We start from the raw sequence: 15,737 nt of genomic DNA on the forward strand, positions 1-15,737 counted from the left end.
CGGCGGTCTCCAAGCGGACGCCGGAGCGCAGGGCCATGGTGGGGTGGGCGGCGAGCACGATCGAACCGCCAGTGCGGATTCGTCCGGCATGCCCGATGTGAATGCGACCAGAATTGCGACTACGACGAAGGCCCCGACCGCTGGGCGGTCGGGGCCTTCGTTATGGCTGGTGAGCCATGGCGGAGGATACGAGATTCGAACTCGTGAGGGGTTGCCCCCAACACGCTTTCCAATTCTCACGAAGCGGGTCCGCTGGGGTTCACACCCGTTCTGACCTGCGGTGGAGCGGACCGCTGGGCAGCGGCTGAACCCGGCCGGACGGGGGTGAATGAGACCAAAACTGAGACCAGGTGGTGCTCAGTTGCGGCCTGCTGGTGCGGCTTCCACCGCGCCGGTCCACGCCATTGAGGGGGCACGTACGCGAGTGCCGTGCCGGCTGAACGGACTACGCCCAGCAATCCGGCGGTGCGTCGGATCTACCTCTACGGTGCCGAAGCCCGGCTGCCACAACGGTGCTGGCGCGGTGGACCAGTCGGGCGCTTCAGGGCGTGTAGTACGGAGTGCACCCCTGCCGATGCCGTGATTCTCGCCCCCGCAGACACAGTCGCATGGGCTGTCGGGTGCGGCGTCTGCGCAGGCGGTCGAGCCACAGATTGGGGGGCCATCGCCGTCTGGGTGGTGGGGGCAGAGCCTGGGGGAGCATGGTGTCTGGAGGTACCAGTCGAGGCATGCGATCGCACCGGTCAGTTCGCGGTCGAGGACAGCGAGCATGACGGGTATGACGTCCTCCAGCGTGGTGATGACGCTCCAGTAGGACACCGGGGGCACGCTACTAGAGATCATTTTCTGGTAACCGGAGGCGAAGGTTCGTGCCACTGCGTGATCGCTGACCGCGCACATGTCCGCGCTCAGACCAAGCGGACGGTAGTCGCCGATGACCCATGAGTCATCGGACAAGTGAGCCCACCGACTGCCAGTGATATCGCACCAGACCTTGCCGCCGCGGATTTCGCCCCACTCATGGACCATACCGACGAGAACGGACTCCGTATCTCGACCATCGGCGAGCTTCCGCTGTTCGGCGGGTGCCTTCGCGAGGACAGCACGGAGCATGTCCTCACCAGGCCGGCTCGCGGGCTTCTTGGAACGTGACTCGCCGCGCAACGGCTTCAAACAGCACCTCTCACGACGTGCAGCAGGGGATCGAAGCGATCCTGCTCGCTGTATGACACTCGCAAACCAGCGCCAGGGTCGTCGGTGCTACAGCTCGCGCAGGCCGACCAGTACGCGGCCTATCAGCAGCGGGTCGGACACCGGACCGGTGGCATCGCCCGGTCCATCTCGCGGCTCGGCCTGCTTGACGTGCTCCGCTCTGGGCTGGTGTGCACCGCGGAGTGGGAGTTCGGCCCAGACCACCTTCCCGGCCGCCATCGGGTAGTGGCCCCAGCGGCTGGCCATCTCGCTCACCAGGAAGAGCCCGCGTCCGCCAGTGGCCTCCACGCCCACCTCGCGCCGTACTGGCGGTCGGGGATCGCGGTCTGCGACTTGGACGAGTAAGCCCGTTCCCGTCAGCTGGAGTCCGAGCGTGAACGTGCCGACGTCGGCGAGGCTCGGATATCCGGTGCTCTGCGGCTGGTCGTTGGCCGGGTGGCGGATCGCGTTGGTGGTGAGCTCGGAGACGATGAGGTTGGCCGTCTCGATGACAGCGTCCGGGACCTGCCAGCGGCGCAGGATGTCGGCGGTGTGCCGGCGGGCCCAGGGGACCGCGTTGGGGGTGTCGGCCAAGGTCAGGTGGCTGACGTACGGATGGCCTTGCGACAAGAGGTGCCTCCCGCTCGGGGCTGCGTAGGCGTGCGGGTGCCTGCTGTTGGCGTTGATCAGGTGGTCCCGCCGTCCCGTGGTGGCCGGATTGCCGGCCACCACGGGCAGAGGTCCTATGCGCTCCCGTGCGGATCGCTCGCGGGCGCGGCTACTTCGTGGCGATCACGTAGACGCTGGCCCACTGGCGCTTCGGGTTGGCCAAGGTTGGGTCGAAGGTCCACGGCTTGACGGTCTTGAAGCCGGCCTCGGTGAAGAGCTGGGCGAGCTTCTCGTGGTCGTACGCCCAGTAGTGGGGGTTGTAGGTCGGGTCGTCGTCCTGGTCGCGGAAGACGTAATTGATGAGGTCGAGGTAGGTGTTGATGTCGCCTCGGCACTGCCGCTTGGCGTACCACCGCTCGATCATCTCGGCAGCCCGGTCCGGCGGTGCCGGGTACTGGTTCAGGACGAAGGCGGCGTCGGGGACGCCGGTGATGAGCTGCCCACCAGGGGCGAGGACACGGTGGGCCTCGTGGGCGTAGTGCTTGGCGGAGCGCGGGTAGTCGATGTGCTCCAGGAAGTGCTCGGAGAAGATCGTCTCGGTGCCGGCGTCGTCGAGCGGGATGCCCTCGCGCACGTCCCACAGGAGGTCAGCCGGCGGGACGATGTCGATGTTGAAGAAGCCGTCGATGCGGTGGCCGCCACCGCCGATCTGGACCTTAGCGGGGCCGGGCTTGAGGACACCGTCGGGCAGAGCAGCGACGCTGGCCCGGTGGTGGCGGTGCAGTTCGACTTCCTTGACGGCCGCCCGGAGGGTGCGGGCGAGACCGTGCGTGGTCGCAGGTGAGTCGAGGGCCTGGTCGAGCTGGGCGCACAGGGCGGCTATCTGCTGGTCGTGCGGCGTCATTGTGTCTCGCTTCCTGGGTCGCCTGGGGTGAGGGTCAGGTGGTGCGGGAGCTGAGCTGGTCGATCGTCCACAGGCCCAGTCCGTTGCCGGGGTGGTGCCGGCCGCCGTCCGTGAAGTCGGCGTCGAAGTGCTCAACGGGTTCGGGGAGGTGGAACGGGGCCGCCTGGAGGTTGAGCGGGCGCCAGTGGGTGTCCGTGGTGTCGCGGTTCTCAGTGAGGCCGACGTAGGTGGTGGCGAGCAGGTACGTCGACCCGCTGGTGGCCAGGCTGTCGAGGAAGGCGAGCACCTCGTGGTGGGTGAGGTGGACGAGGCAGTCCCGTGCGATGACGAGGTCTGCTGCTGGGATGTCGTCCCTGCTCAGGTCGGCCTGCCGGAAGGAGACGCGCTCGCTGCCGTGCCGTTCCTGGTTGAGCTGGATGATGTCGGGGACGACGTCGAGGCCGAGGTAGGCGTCCAGTCGGTCGAATCCGTCGACGTGGCGGATCCAGTTGACGTCGCCGCATCCGGCGTCCGTGACGGTACGGATCGGGTAGTGCGCGAGCACCGAGGCGAGGGCGGCTCGGACGGCCTCGGTCTGGCGCATCTCGGAACCGGGTCCCGATACCGACTCGGGGGATCCCCAGTGGTTGGTGCGGTAGATCTCGGTGAAGAGTGCTTCGGCCGGCCGGGTGGGCGCCGGCCAGGCGGTGGTGGATGGGGTGGTAGGGCCGTGGGTGGGCATGCGTCTCCTCCGCGATCGGTCGTCGAGGGGTGTGGGGCAGCGGTCAGCGGCTGCTGTTGCGCATGAGTGTGTACTTGATGTCGACCAGGCGCGGCGCGATGCTCAGCGCCAGCTGCTCGGTCGGGTGGAGGCGCCCGGAGTCGTCCGGCTCGGCACGCCAGACGCGGTAATCCAGGTTCGGGTAGGCCGGGTTGATGCCGATCTCGCCCTTGGGCATCGTGCCGTTAAACGGCACGACGATGTCCATGTGGTTCCAGTAGTTCCAGGCTTGCAGGGCCTTGTGCTGGTCGAAGTAGAAGTAGAAGTCGGGGTACCGGCCGAAGCTGCGGAGTTCGCGGTGGATGAGGTGTCCGAGCAGCGGGCCGAGTTGGGTGGCGAGGTTGTCGAACTCCCAGCGTGTGCGGTGCCAGGCTTCGGGCACCTGCCCGCTGGTGAAGAGCCGCGCGGCTACGAGGTAGCTGATCCTCTCGACCATGTAGGCGCCGGCATGGTCGGCGTCGATGGTCGGATCCACCCGCTGCAGGAGTGTCGCCAGTTGCTGCGGGCGGGGGCGGAACCTGGCGAGGTTGAATTTGCCGGCCATGTCCGGGAAGGAGGCGAAGAGCATCTCCTTGTAAAGCCAGTTGTTGAACTCCCCGAGGTCGGCCAGCTGTCGGGTGCGTGCGGAGGTGGAGTGGAGCATGAGGTACTCAGCGAGGGCCTCGAAGTAGAGGTAACCGAGGATCGGTAGCCGGGGGATGGCCGCATCCAGCAGTTGGAGGAAGCCCTCCGTGGCCACGGTCGAGCCCTGGTAGACGATGCCGGCGGCCAGGGCCAGGAACGCGGCGGAGTTCTTGATCCGGCCGACGACGGTCTCGCGCAGGTGGTGTCGCTCGGTCTTGCTGAGCAGGTACTCCAGGTCGGTGTAGATCTGCAGGTGGATCGAGCCCAGCCGCAGGTAGTCCACGCCCGCCAATCCGCGGTACGCCTGTGGCGGCGTGGTGATCTCGAAGATCAGCGGTGTGGGCGTGCGCTCGCTCAGGCCGACCTTGGCGAGGAAGGCCGGGGCCTCCTTGGTGAGGACGTAGGCGGCCAGGTTGTGCATACGGAAGCCATGGTCCGTCTGTGTGAGCGGCGCGCAGTAGATGCTGCCGACGAGGCATCCGCCGGAGGGGTAGAGCACCCCTTCCTTACTGATCTCCTCCAGGGCGTGGGTGACGTGGAGCAGGTGCAACTTGCCGTCGCTGCTGAGGCTGTCGAAGAGCGCGTTCTTTCGGAGCAGGCTGCCGTTCGGCGTCTCGTCGGTCAGGCGCTTGTGCCAGACGGCCGTCTGGGCCGTCAGCGGGTCGTCGTGCCTGGCATCGGGCAGCAGTGCGGAGTCGAAGAAGGCGTGCGCGTCGGCCCACAGGGCGTAGGCGTCGCGGAGCTTCACGGCTACACCAATCCCTTCTCGGCGAGCGCGAACCGGACGGCTTCGGCGCTGCTGGCTCCGGCGAGGTGCGCGGACTCGGAGATGACGACGAGGTCGAAGGCGAGGGCGCGGAGCTGGTCGAAGGCCGGCTCACGAACGTGTCGCACGTCGGGCCACCAGTCGAGCTTCGGCAGGCGGTAACGGTCGAGCGCGTCGGCGGCCTTCACCAGGTCGCAGATGAGTACGGCGCGGGCGTAGTCGGCTCGATCGTCCGAGCAGAAGGCGTCGTACGGCAGATCATGCAGACGGATGGCGGTCGCTGCCTGGATGATCCGTCGGGGCGTGGCCACCGTGCCGAAATGGGTCCAGACCGTATCGGCGTTCGCGGCCAGCCAGATGGCCGCACGGGCACCGTGCCCCCGGTCGTCCTGGTCGTGCAGGCGCTGGCAGTCGTGGACGGCGGCGGCCAGGACGACCGTGGCGGTGTCGATGTCGTCCAGCCCGTGGATCTCGGCGAGCAGGGCGGCCAGCGCGGCGGTCCGCATGCTGTGCCGGATGCCGTGGAGCGAATCCTGGAGGCGGGGCTCCGCCAGCCACGCTGTCGGAAGGGCGGACCGGCTCAGGAGCTGTGTCGAGCCCGGCCGCAGGGGCGGAGGCCAGGCCGCGTCGAGGTCGGGCCGGTTGGCCTTGATCCACTCGATGGTGGCCGGGTCCATGTACTGGTGGTGCGGCAGCTGCTTGCGGGCAGCCAGGTCAACCAGGCTCGTGGTCGTCGGGGTCGTGCTCATCTGTGCCCACCCCCTTCTGGTGGTCTACCGCGGTGAGGGGCTCCTACCGGATCGGCGCGGCCTGTGCCTCGCGGGCCTTGCGCTCCTGCTCGGCGGCCTCGAACGCGGCGGCGAAGTCGGCCAGCTCCTGCTCGCTCATCAGCGCAACGCCGAGTTCGAAGGCGACGTCGACGATCTGGGCAGATGCCTCGTCGCGGGCCGCGTCCGAGGCGCCGTCGTCGAGCAGCACCTCGAACTCGGCGTGGTAGCCCCACGCCTCGCTCCACTTGAGCGCGATCTCCACACCCCGGAAGCGGAAGTTGTGCCGAAAGTTGAACGCCTCGTGCATCGCGGACTCGAAGCCGAGCGCGTTGAACACCTTCACGGCCGCCGGGACGTCCTCGCGCGCGATGGCGAACTCGGTCTCGGGGAAGGCCGCGCCCTGGCCGATCTTGCTGCCCTTGAGGGTGATCTTGGCGGTGCCGGCGGCGGTGTTGTCCGTGACCTTGAGCAGCTGCTCGGGCAGCACGTAGAAGTAGATGTGCTTGGCGTCATCGCCCAGGTCCTCGCTGTCCTTCGTCAGGCGGTCCATGAGCCGGTCATGGGTCTCCTTGTCGAAGCGGGCGCGCATCTCGATCTCGACAGCCACGGTCTTGTCTCCTCGTTTCAGGCATGGCGGATCCAGCCGAACCAAGGTGGGGTGGCCCCTGGCTGGTTCGGATGGGGCGGTATGGAGTTGGTGGTGGTGCCGGGTGGTGCGGCCGGCCGTCACTTCACCGGCCGCACCACCCGAGATGGATCAGCCCAGGTCGCCGAAGCGCTCGCGGATCACACCGGCGTGCAGGTAGTTCGGCAGCGGGACGCCGCCGACCGCCACGCGGGTGGTCGCCGCCTGGTCCTCGGTCTCGCTCGGGAAGCCCTCCAGCAGCTGGAGGCACTGCTGCACCCACTCGCGGGACTTGGGCCAGTCGCCAGCATCCCGGAGGCGGACCGCCAGCGCGTAGGCGGTCTCGGTGGCCGCCCACCGGTCGGTCGCCAGCTCACGCTGGAAGATCGACTCCAGCTCCTCGGCGGAGGCCAGGCGGGTCTGGTTGGTCATGGTGCCCTCTCAGATCGGACGGTGGTGCCCCGGTGGTGGTCAACGCAGCGACGTCCCCAGTGGTGACGCCGCGACCTGCCGTCAGTTAGTGAAGATCTCGGCCAGCGTGCGGTACTCGTGCAGCTCGTCCTTGTCGAACCACAGCTCGACCTCCTGTGCGGCCTCCTCCTTGTTGCCGGAGGCGTGGACCAGGTTGGCCACGGCCTTGCCGACTGCCACGCTGCCCGCGGAGCTCATGTGCGAGAGGTCGCCGCGGATCGTGCCGGCCGGAGCCTGGTTCGGGTAGGTGCTGCCCACGATCTTCCGGACGGTGGCGATGGCGTCGTAGCCCTCCAGCACCAGAGCGATGACCGGCCCCTGTTGCATGAAGGTGGCCGTGAGGTTGTAGACGTCCGCCCCGAGCCGCTCTTCGAGGTCGAAGTAGTGCTTGCGGGTGAACTCCTCGTCCATCCACTTCATCTTGACGCCGATGATCTTCAGAGCGGCGTCCTCGAAGCGCGAGATGATCCTCCCTCCGAGGCCGCGTACCAGCGCGTCGGGCTTGAGCAGGACGAGCGTGCGCTCGACCGTGTGGACCTGGTCCTCGGCCATTAGTTCCCTTTCAGCTTTCTGGCATTCAGATATGACGGACGATCAGCCCGTCATGAACTGAGGTTACCGGCGCTGGCGAGCCACTTTCGGCGCTCCGACCTGCCCCCCGAATGGGTGAACCCTGCGCGGCCTGGTGGCGTTCGATCCGCCATCCTGCCGACACGGCGATCTCGCGGGCGCAATCGCCCAACTCGCTGCCCTGCTTCGGGTACTCACCTAGAATCTCCGAGGGGGTTGGCGTGTGTGTCCTGTCGCTCCCGGGCGCCTCCCAGAGCTCAAGTTGCCTAGGCGAGCCTGGCTTTGGGGTGCCGACTGCAAGTCTTCCGGTATCCACGCCGCGCAGCGATGAAGCGCCAGTGCAGTCGATGTGCATCTTCGCCGCGCGCTTCCTGCACTGCAGTGACCACGACGGAGAGGGAACGGCGTTGGACGTCATCGAGGTCTGGAGCGGCCGTTACGCCTGCCTGCTCCAGTCCGCTCTCCGCCTCACCAACGAGGGTTTCGCCAACCGGCTCGGGATCGCGGTACGGACGGTGGCCACGTGGCACTCCGACCCCTCCGTCGTACCGAGAGTCGAGATGCAGCAGCTCCTCGACTCCGCCCACGAGAAGGCTCCCGATGCCGCCCGGCAGCGCTTCGCCCTCCTGGTGGCGAAAGAACGCGGCGAAGTCCCCGAATCCGGCGCGCCGACCGCGCAGGCCTTACGGGTGGCCATCTCGGTTGTCCTCCGGCAGAACGACGTGCTGCTGGTCTGCCGGCGCGACGACGACGCGTCCGGGATCACCTGGCAGTTTCCGGCTGGGGTCATCAAGCCCGGCGCGAAGCCGGAGACTGCGACCGTCCGGGAAACGCTGGACGAAACCGGCGTCCACTGTGCCGTCCGCCGGAGCTTCGGCAACCGACTCCACCCCGTGACGGGCGTGCTGTGCGAGTACTTCCTGTGCGAGTACCTAGCTGGCGAGGCGACCAACAGCGACACCATCGAAAACGTCGACGTGATGTGGGTTCCTCGAAACTCGGTGACCCGCTTCATCGACGCCGATACGATCTTCCCACCCGTCCTGGCCGCCCTGGAGGAGCAGACGTGACACAGCAGACTGCGGACGAACGCCCAGGCATTGCCGCCGCGATCGTGGTCCACGAAGGCCGCGTCCTGATGGTCCGGCGACGGGTCAGCGAGGGCCAACTCTCCTGGCAGTTCCCGGCCGGTGAGATCGAGGCTGGTGAGTCGCCCGAGAAGGCGGCCGTCCGCGAGACCGCGGAGGAGACCGGGCTTGGCGTTGCCGCGATCAAGCTGCTGGGTGAGCGCGTGCATCCGAAGACGGGCCGGCTCATGTCGTACACGGCCTGCGAGGTCGTCAGCGGCACCGCCGAGGTAGTCGACACGGAGGAGCTGGATCAGCTCGCGTGGGTGGCTCTCGCGGAGATCCCCGAGTATGTGCCGTATGGGCTGTTCGCGCCGGTGCAGGAGCACCTGGACACCGCGCTCAAGAGCTGACCACCCTCGACCGGAAGGGTCCGTGGGCGACCACCAAACGCTGGCCGCCCACGGACCCTTGGCCTACATTCACTCAGTCGACGCGTTGGTGATACGGCCTGTGGGTAGTTGAGGACTCCCAGGTGCACGGCAGGCCCGGCAGGCGAGGAGCGCTTGAGGGGGACGGACCCTAGAACGTGGGCGCGTTCTTCCAAGTAGCCGACACCAAGCTTCCCGCCGAAGTGTTCTTCAGCAGATCCTCCCAGCCAGCGAGCGTCATCTTCTTGGACCAACGGAGCTGACCTGTGACGGAGATTCGGTTCGCCAGCCCGTGCGTCGTCAAGACGGCAAACTGGACCAGGACGCTCAGCGCGTTCGTAGCATGATGCGAGTGGATGGCGATCTTGTTTCCCGGCGTCAACGTCACGATCCCCGGGTAGGCCGGAGGCTTCTGAGCCTTGTCCTGGTGAGCGAAGCCGTGGCGGACCTTGACCATCGCGTCCAAGAAATCAGAAGCATCAGTGCCCTGGTACTGCGTGGCCCCGACACGCCAAGCGCTGCCCTGTCCGAGCTCGGCGGGAGCGACCTGCACCAGCCAGTCCCAGTCGGCTGTCGGGTCGTACCGGAAGAAGGTCCAGAAGAGCTTGCGTAGGTTGTAAGGGCTCGGGGTCTGCACCATCCCTTGCTTGCCGTCGATCTTGTACCAGTTCAGCGGCGGGGTTGCCTGCGGATCGAGTGGTTGCGCGGTCAACGCGAGATCCTCACTGAACGCTTCGAGGGCTCCGACAGTCGCCACCACGACGGCACGGTTGAGGGAAGAGTGCTCCTTGCCGGGCTGCCCGCCACCGGGCTTCCCCTGAGCCCGGCGATCTGCGGTCGTCTTCTGGAGCCGCTCCTGGATCACCTCATGTATGAGCTGAGCGTCGCCCATGTAGTCGATCATGCGGTCCAGCGGGAGCTGGAGAGGGTGCAGTGCCATTCGGTGCCTTCCACGCAATGCCAGAAGCCCGCAGCGCATTCGATTCACCATGCAGGCTGCATCGCACGCTAGTTGATGGAGAGTAGGGCTGACGATCTGGATCAAGCTACGGTCGAGCCACAGCGTGTTTGGTGCGTGGCTGCCTGCGGCTCCTATGGCATGGGTGGCACGGAGTGAGGACGAGGGCCTGACCGGCGCGTGCGTTGCGGGGTGGGGCTCGGGGCATCGGCTTCTGGTCGGGGTCAGCGTCGGCGCGTTGGCTCGTTGGCGGTCCTGGTGCCGGTCGGTACGGCGGGTGCTGTGAGCGTGGACTTCGCGGTGGTGCTGGTGGTGCGGGCTTGGGCGGCCTGGGCGCGCTGGTCGATGCGGTCGGCGGTGGCGTTGCGGAGGCGCCAGAGGAGGACTTCGGCGGGGCGGTCGGCGGTGGTCAGCTCCCGTTGCTGGGCTGCCTCGGTGAGGGCTCGGTGGGGTGGTTGGCCGGCGGATTCGGCCTGGGCGAGCGCGGTGGCCAGGGCGGGCCAGGAGCGGTCGGCGAGGATGCGCTGGGCGTGCTCGGGGACGGCGGCCTGGACCTGGGCGGCGAGGCGGTCGGTGGTTTTGGGGGTGGGGGTGCGGCGGGTGAGGTCGGCGATGACGGGCTCGGCCGTCTGCCGGTAGGCGGTTCGCAGGTGGACGAGGGACTGCTGGGCGGCTGCGGCCTGCTGGCGGTGGCCGTGGGCTTCGTGCCAGCGCGCGATTGCGATCAGGACGAACACGGCGGTGGACAGCAGGGCGGCGGCGGTGGCGCCGTCCTCGCCGGAGCCTGCGGTGTCCAGGAGTTCCTTGGCGGCCGAGCGGAGGGCTGCGGCCTGCTGGTGTTCGGCACGAATGCGGGACCGGCTGGCGCGGTTGAACTCGGTTGCAGCAGCTCGTAGTTCGGCTCGGATGTGGGTGGGGGCGGTGAGGGCGGCGGTGTGGAGGAGTTCACCGAAGGCGGCGGCCTGGGCCTGGACCACGGTGTCGGAGTCGGGGGCGTCGGGGTGGTGCTGGCCCTGGAAGGCGAAGCTGGCGGTGTTCCGCAGGGTGGTCTCGGCCTGCCGCCACCGGTCCGGCTCGACCGCAGCTGGGGTGGGTGTGGTGGGCGCCTGGGCGGTGAAGCGTTCGCGCAGGCGGTTGATGGACAGGTCGGGGGAGAGCTTGGAGCCGCCGAAGTAGACGGGCTCGCCCGCGGCGTTGACATCGCCGGGGCGGGCGAGGCTGTAGCCGATGACGTCCCCGCTCTCGGGTCCGATGCGATAGCGGACCTGGACGCCGAGGGTGGTGAGGGTGGAGAAGTACTCCTGTTCGTCGCGGACGGCGGCGGCGATGGCCAGGGCCTGCTGCTGCAGCCACTCCTTGGCGGTCAGTTGGTGGTCGGCGCGCTGGGCCTTGGCCTGTTCGGCGCTGGTGGGCATTGGCGCGGCGGTGCCGTCGCCCGGGTTGAGCTGGCGCAGGCCGAGTTCCTTCTCGATCTTGCGGCACTCGGCCTGGGCGCGCTGGCCGTCGCGCTTGTTGCGGGGACGGCGGCGGTCCTCGCGGACGGTGGTCGCCATGATGTGGATGTGGTCCTCGGCGTGGCGTACGGCGATCCACCGGCAGCCCTTGTCGTCGCCATCGGGCGCGATGCCGGTGGCGTTGACGATCCGGCGAGCGACCTCAGCCCACTCGGCGTCGGTGAGGTAGCGGTCGCCGGGCGCGGTGCGGACGGGGCAGTGCCACACGTGCTGCGGGACCTTCGTGCCAAGGCGCCTCTCGCGGGCGCGGACGGGCTGGTCGAGGTAGTCGGCGAGCTGGTCGAGGAGGGCGTGGCGCTGGTCGAGGGGCGCGCGGCCGGGGTCGGGCAGGCCGGGCATGGCGAACGCGGCGACGATGTGCGGGTCGGTGTGCTCGTCGCGGCGGCCGGGGCCGAAGAGGTAGGAGAGCAGGCCGCGCGTGCGCGAGCCGGTGGAGACGTCAGGCACCACGGCGGTCTCCCGGCAGGACGCGCTGGTAGGCGTGGAGAGCCTCGGTGGCGCAGGCATCGAGGCTCTCCAGGACTTCCATGGCTCGCTCGGGGATCGGTCCGCTGTAGACCTCGACCATGAGCTGGTTGAGGTTGTTGCCGGCCCGGTCGATTGCCCGTTGGTGGGTGCCGACTGCTTCGGTGAGGAGGGCGATGGCCTCGTAGTCGGGCATGGGGACGAAGGCATCGAGGCGGCCGGTCCTCATGTACGCCAGGGCGACGCTCATGACGGAGTCCGCCAGGAAGGAGGAGCGCGAGCGCTTGAGCTTCTTGGCCACGAAGTCGATGAGCTCCTTCTCGGCTGGCTCGACGGAGCAGGTGATCTGGTCGTCGCGGTTGGTTCCGGAACGCGGCCGGTACATGCGTTCGGCAATCGGAGCGGTGTTGTCGTCCACCGGAAGTGCGGGGCGGTCGAGCACCGGAACGCGCTCGTGGATGAACTCGGCAGGGGTCACGGTCGGCGCTTCACGCACGACGCGGTCGGCGGCGTCGGCACGCTCGGCGTCGATGTCGCTGTGCGGCTCGGTGTCGTGCGCGGGAGGTTCGTCCTGGTCGTGGCCGCCCTCGGTCATGACCTCCTGGTCCGGCGCGCCCTCGCGCCGGTCCTGCCCCGCCACCCCTGGGGCGGGGTCAAGCGCAAAGTCCCCGGCGCCAACGGCGTTGTGGACTTTGCCCCAGCTTGCTCCGTCGTTGTCGTGACCGTGGTTGGTCCAGGGCAGGGCCTGCTTGACGCGGGTGAGTATGCCGCCACGGCCGGGCTTGCCGCTACCGGCTCCGCGTTGCTGAGCGTCCTGCTCGGGCGAGGCGAATGCAGGGTCGAGGTGGTGTTGCTGGTCGGGCACGGGGATCTTCCGGTTCTCCTGTCGGGGCAGGTGGTTGTCGGTTGGCGGGGTGTTCGCCGGATGCGGGGTGATGGTCCGGCGGAAGCGGGGTTTGGCGGTGCCGGAGTTCCGGTGTAGACGGCACCGGTTCAGGACTTCCGGTACCTCCGGATGGGCGCGGGGGAGTTCTGGTGAGCGTCGGTCAGCGCCGGTGAGGGGCCGCTCGCTCGGTTCCGCAGCAGCCGGTGCTCGGGCGGGCGGCGGGGGCGTCAGGCCGCCGAAAGGCTGGCTTGGGCGTCGGCCTGCTCGTCCTTGAAGCGCTGGACCAGCACGCCGATGCGCTCGTTGGAGGCTGGCATGTCGGCCTCACGCAAGGCATTCCTGATCACGGCGTGAGTGGGACCGTGCTCCTCAACGGCGGGCCGGGCGATCTCGGACAGCTCGTCGAGGCTGGCCGCTGGCTTTCGCCCGGTGCGCTTCGTCCCCAAGACCGGGTCCCGCTTGGCGAGCGGGCCACCCTCGGCAGGATCGGAGGCCGACTGGGCTTGCTCGGCGCCCGCCGAAGCGGCGTGCTTGGGTGACGGCTGCGGTGTGGCGGGGGCTGTGGCCGCAGGTCGGGAGGCGTGTTCAGCTTCGGGATGCTCGTCACGGCTGTGGCCGGTCCCACTGGGGGTCGGCGAGTGGAGCAGACGCAGGAGGGGGAGTCCGACGCTTCCCCAGCCGAGGAGGAGGGCCGGGGCGACGGCGTCGAGGATGGCGCGGCCGTAGTGCCCGGCTAGGACGGGCTCGGCGGTGTTGAGAGCGAGGGTGAGCAGGCCGCACAGGTGCATCAGGCGGGTGGCCGGGCGGAGTTGGGCGGGGTCGGTGTCGGCGGCGACGAGGTGATGGAGGACGACCAGGAGGCCGACGACGGACAGGTCGACCATCGGGGCGATCAGGGGGGCGACGGGGCGGGAGATGCCGAGTCGTAGGGCGAGGGCCCAGACGTTGCCGAAGGAGAACGCGAAGGCGAGGGCGGCGGTGGCGGCCATCACGAGGGTGATGGTGGCGCGGACGAACCTACCGGAGCCGGTCGGCGGGGTGCTGATCATGAAGAGGATGCGGTCCTTGCCGTGAAGGTGTGGTCGGGGGGATCGCCGTCTGCTGCTGGAGCCGCTGACCGGGAGGGCGGGCTCGTGCCGCAGGTGGTGCTGTCGGACGCGGCGGGTCCGGCTGCGCGTCTCTGCGGGCACGTGCTCAGGTGGGGGGCGTTTACGCGAACCCCCCTTCTAAAGGGGGGGTCGCGCGAAAACGCTCGGGTGCGACAACGGCGTAAACGGTCGCGAAAACGCTTCTACCTGCGGTTTTTCCTGGGAGCGTCCGGCGCGACAACGGGTTGTACGACGGTCGCGGCGGTGGAGGTGCGTGAACGCTCGCGAAAACGCCCTGTTCCTCGTGATGTGGCCGTCGCGGCGGTGACCCGGCGGCTCTCGGCGTCGGTGAGGGCAGGCTCGGCGGGCGCTTGTGCGGTGGTGTTCTGCGGTGCGGCCGGTACGACGGCCAGCGGGATGGCGGGCTGCTCGACCAGGGTCGGCGGGGTGCCGGTGCTGATGTGGCGGGCGGAGGTGAAGTAGCGGTCCTCCTTGCCGCCACCGATGCCGCCGGCGGAGCCCTTCTCCACTTCGGCGAGCCCGGACTTGACCTGGGTGTTCAGGCGTCGGCGGGCCCGACCGATGGCTGCGGCGTCGGGTTTCTTGTCGCCGGTCATGGCGGTGGCCAGCTGCTTAGCGGTCACGCCGTCCGGCGTCGCGCGCAGGAGTTCGGCGATGTCGATGGTCTCCTCGACGGCGCTGGTACCAGCCTCGTGGTCGTGGACGATGGTGAGCGGGCCGATCTCGCCGGTGACGGTCTTGAGGTGGTGGAGGTTGACGACGGGGTCACCAGCCTCGCCGGCGATGAACAGCACGCTGCCCGCGCCGGAGGTCAGCCAGGTGGAGCCGTACACGCGGTCGAGGGTGGGGCGCTGTCCGCGCGGGGCGTCCGCGGCGGCCTTGCGCTGGTGGTGCAGCTCCAGGACCTGGATGCCCTCGCGCAGGGCCCGGTTGCGGGCGCTGTTGTAGGCGATGGCGAGGCTGTCGTCGACGAGGGTGCTGACGGCGTCCTTGAGGCTGTCGATGACGATGGTGTCGGCGCCGTGCGCGGTGGCCAGCTCGGCGAGGAGACCGGGCTCCCTGTCCAGGCTGGTCGGCAGCGGGCCCTCCCAGATGAGGAGCCGTTCGCGGACCATCTTCTCGTGCTCGGGCCGGACCAGTCGGGCCATGGCGCGGGCGATCTGCTGGGGCCGGTCCATCGCCAGGTACAGGACGCGCTTGCTCTCGGCGACGGGCATGCCGAGCGCCGAGTCGCCCAAGCCGATCCGGGCGAAGATCACCTGGTGGGCGATGGTGGTCTTGCCGACGCCGGGGGCACCGACGATCATCAGGCTCTCGCCGGCTGCCCAAGCGGTTTCCCCGCGCGTGCCCCACAGGGGCTCCTTGTCCGCCCCGGTCTTGGTCACGAAGTCCCAGCCGTCCACCATGAAGCGCGACAGACGGCTGTTCCCGGAGGCCAGCGCGCGCTCGCGTCCCTCGCGGACCTCGGCATCGAGCGCGCTTCGGATCTCGTCCGGCTGGGCGCCGGGCAGCAGGGCCTGCTGGACGGTCCGGATGCCCGTGGCGTGCAGCTTCCGCAGCTCCGACTCGCGTCGCACGATGGCCGCGTAGTAGTCGGCGTTGTTCGCCGATGGCGGCGCCTCGGCGGCGAGCCGGACCAGGTAGTTCACGCCGCCCACGCGGTCCAGGACACCGGCGCCTCGAAGTCGGTCGGCGACGGCCACCGCAGCTGTCGGGGCCCCCTCGAAGGCGAGGTCGAGGATCGCGCGCCAGATGGTCTCGTGGGCGGGCCGGTAGAAGTCGCCGGCGTCGAGAATGGCGCGCGCGGCGTCGATGGCCGGCGCGCCTAGCGCCATGCAGGCGCCGACGACCGCCCTTTCGGCATCCAGGTCGTTCGGCGGTGTCCCCTTTGGGAACACCGCGTGGTCGTCGTCGAAGACGGCGTCGGCCGCACCGGAGCTCGACGGCCCGTGTGCCGGGCCCGTAGGCTGGGACATGGATTCCCTCCCGCCGTGCATCAGGCCCTGGCAGGCCGCAC

At 68.9% G+C, this 15,737-nt stretch carries 15 protein-coding genes; 2 read left to right on the plus strand and 13 right to left on the minus strand.

Annotated features, from left to right (window positions below; translation table 11 throughout):
* Positions 1 to 1,260: 1,260 nt before the first annotated feature.
* The 8 genes from ABTY61_RS19595 to ABTY61_RS19630 all read right to left on the minus strand — a co-directional run bounded on the left by ABTY61_RS19595 (position 1,261) and on the right by ABTY61_RS19630 (position 7,272).
* The gene (locus tag ABTY61_RS19595) at positions 1,261 to 1,821 is read right to left on the minus strand and encodes an ATP-binding protein (RefSeq protein WP_350506267.1); all 561 of its coding nucleotides are present in this window, start codon (positions 1,819 to 1,821) and stop codon (positions 1,261 to 1,263) included.
* 148 nt (positions 1,822 to 1,969) lie between these two features.
* Positions 1,970 to 2,704, minus strand: coding sequence for a class I SAM-dependent methyltransferase (locus ABTY61_RS19600; protein WP_350506268.1), 735 nt, complete (start codon positions 2,702 to 2,704; stop codon positions 1,970 to 1,972).
* A 34-nt stretch (positions 2,705 to 2,738) separates the two neighbouring features.
* Entirely contained in the window at positions 2,739 to 3,425 is a 687-nt protein-coding gene (locus ABTY61_RS19605) for a class I SAM-dependent methyltransferase (protein ID WP_350506269.1), read from the minus strand.
* 43 nt (positions 3,426 to 3,468) lie between these two features.
* Positions 3,469 to 4,836: a hypothetical protein gene (locus tag ABTY61_RS19610; protein ID WP_350506270.1), complete on the minus strand. Its 1,368-nt coding sequence runs from the start codon at positions 4,834 to 4,836 to the stop codon at positions 3,469 to 3,471.
* A 2-nt stretch (positions 4,837 to 4,838) separates the two neighbouring features.
* Positions 4,839 to 5,603 (minus strand): hypothetical protein, encoded by a 765-nt coding sequence (locus ABTY61_RS19615; RefSeq protein WP_350506271.1) that lies wholly within the window; start codon positions 5,601 to 5,603, stop codon positions 4,839 to 4,841.
* Between the two features lie 43 nt (positions 5,604 to 5,646).
* Positions 5,647 to 6,231 carry a CYTH domain-containing protein gene (locus ABTY61_RS19620; protein WP_350506272.1) on the minus strand — a complete coding sequence of 195 codons (585 nt, stop codon included), beginning with the start codon at positions 6,229 to 6,231 and terminating at the stop codon, positions 5,647 to 5,649.
* A gap of 150 nt (positions 6,232 to 6,381) precedes the next feature.
* Positions 6,382 to 6,681, minus strand: coding sequence for a hypothetical protein (locus ABTY61_RS19625; protein ID WP_350506273.1), 300 nt, complete (start codon positions 6,679 to 6,681; stop codon positions 6,382 to 6,384).
* A gap of 81 nt (positions 6,682 to 6,762) precedes the next feature.
* Entirely contained in the window at positions 6,763 to 7,272 is a 510-nt protein-coding gene (locus tag ABTY61_RS19630) for a nucleoside-diphosphate kinase (protein WP_350506274.1), read from the minus strand.
* Positions 7,273 to 7,697: 425 nt separating this feature from the next.
* Between ABTY61_RS19630 and ABTY61_RS19635 the strand changes: the two genes are divergently transcribed.
* Together ABTY61_RS19635 and ABTY61_RS19640 are read left to right on the plus strand one after the other, a co-directional pair.
* The gene (locus tag ABTY61_RS19635) at positions 7,698 to 8,360 is read left to right on the plus strand and encodes an NUDIX hydrolase (RefSeq protein ID WP_350506330.1); all 663 of its coding nucleotides are present in this window, start codon (positions 7,698 to 7,700) and stop codon (positions 8,358 to 8,360) included.
* On the plus strand, positions 8,357 to 8,770 hold the full coding sequence (locus ABTY61_RS19640) for an NUDIX hydrolase (RefSeq protein ID WP_350506275.1): 414 nt from the start codon (positions 8,357 to 8,359) through the stop codon (positions 8,768 to 8,770). Before ABTY61_RS19635 ends, ABTY61_RS19640 begins: the two co-directional genes overlap by 4 nt.
* Positions 8,771 to 8,939: 169 nt before the next feature.
* On the opposite strand, the gene ABTY61_RS19645 is transcribed toward ABTY61_RS19640, so the two are convergent.
* The 5 genes from ABTY61_RS19645 to ABTY61_RS19665 form a co-directional block, all read right to left on the minus strand.
* Positions 8,940 to 9,692: a hypothetical protein gene (locus ABTY61_RS19645; protein ID WP_350506276.1), complete on the minus strand. Its 753-nt coding sequence runs from the start codon at positions 9,690 to 9,692 to the stop codon at positions 8,940 to 8,942.
* Between the two features lie 278 nt (positions 9,693 to 9,970).
* On the minus strand, positions 9,971 to 11,710 hold the full coding sequence (locus tag ABTY61_RS19650; RefSeq protein WP_350506277.1) for a relaxase/mobilization nuclease domain-containing protein: 1,740 nt from the start codon (positions 11,708 to 11,710) through the stop codon (positions 9,971 to 9,973).
* Complete coding sequence (locus ABTY61_RS19655) at positions 11,700 to 12,590, minus strand: hypothetical protein (RefSeq protein WP_350506278.1); 891 nt, start codon at positions 12,588 to 12,590, stop codon at positions 11,700 to 11,702. Before ABTY61_RS19655 ends, ABTY61_RS19650 begins: the two co-directional genes overlap by 11 nt.
* Positions 12,591 to 12,838: 248 nt before the next feature.
* Positions 12,839 to 13,660 carry a SpdA protein gene (locus ABTY61_RS19660; RefSeq protein ID WP_350506279.1) on the minus strand — a complete coding sequence of 274 codons (822 nt, stop codon included), beginning with the start codon at positions 13,658 to 13,660 and terminating at the stop codon, positions 12,839 to 12,841.
* 242 nt (positions 13,661 to 13,902) lie between these two features.
* Positions 13,903 to 15,696, minus strand: coding sequence for a DnaB-like helicase N-terminal domain-containing protein (locus ABTY61_RS19665; RefSeq protein WP_350506280.1), 1,794 nt, complete (start codon positions 15,694 to 15,696; stop codon positions 13,903 to 13,905).
* Positions 15,697 to 15,737 lie beyond the last annotated feature (41 nt).

It is taken from the genome of Kitasatospora sp. NPDC096128 (assembly GCF_040303105.1).
GTDB lineage: Bacteria > Actinomycetota > Actinomycetes > Streptomycetales > Streptomycetaceae > Kitasatospora.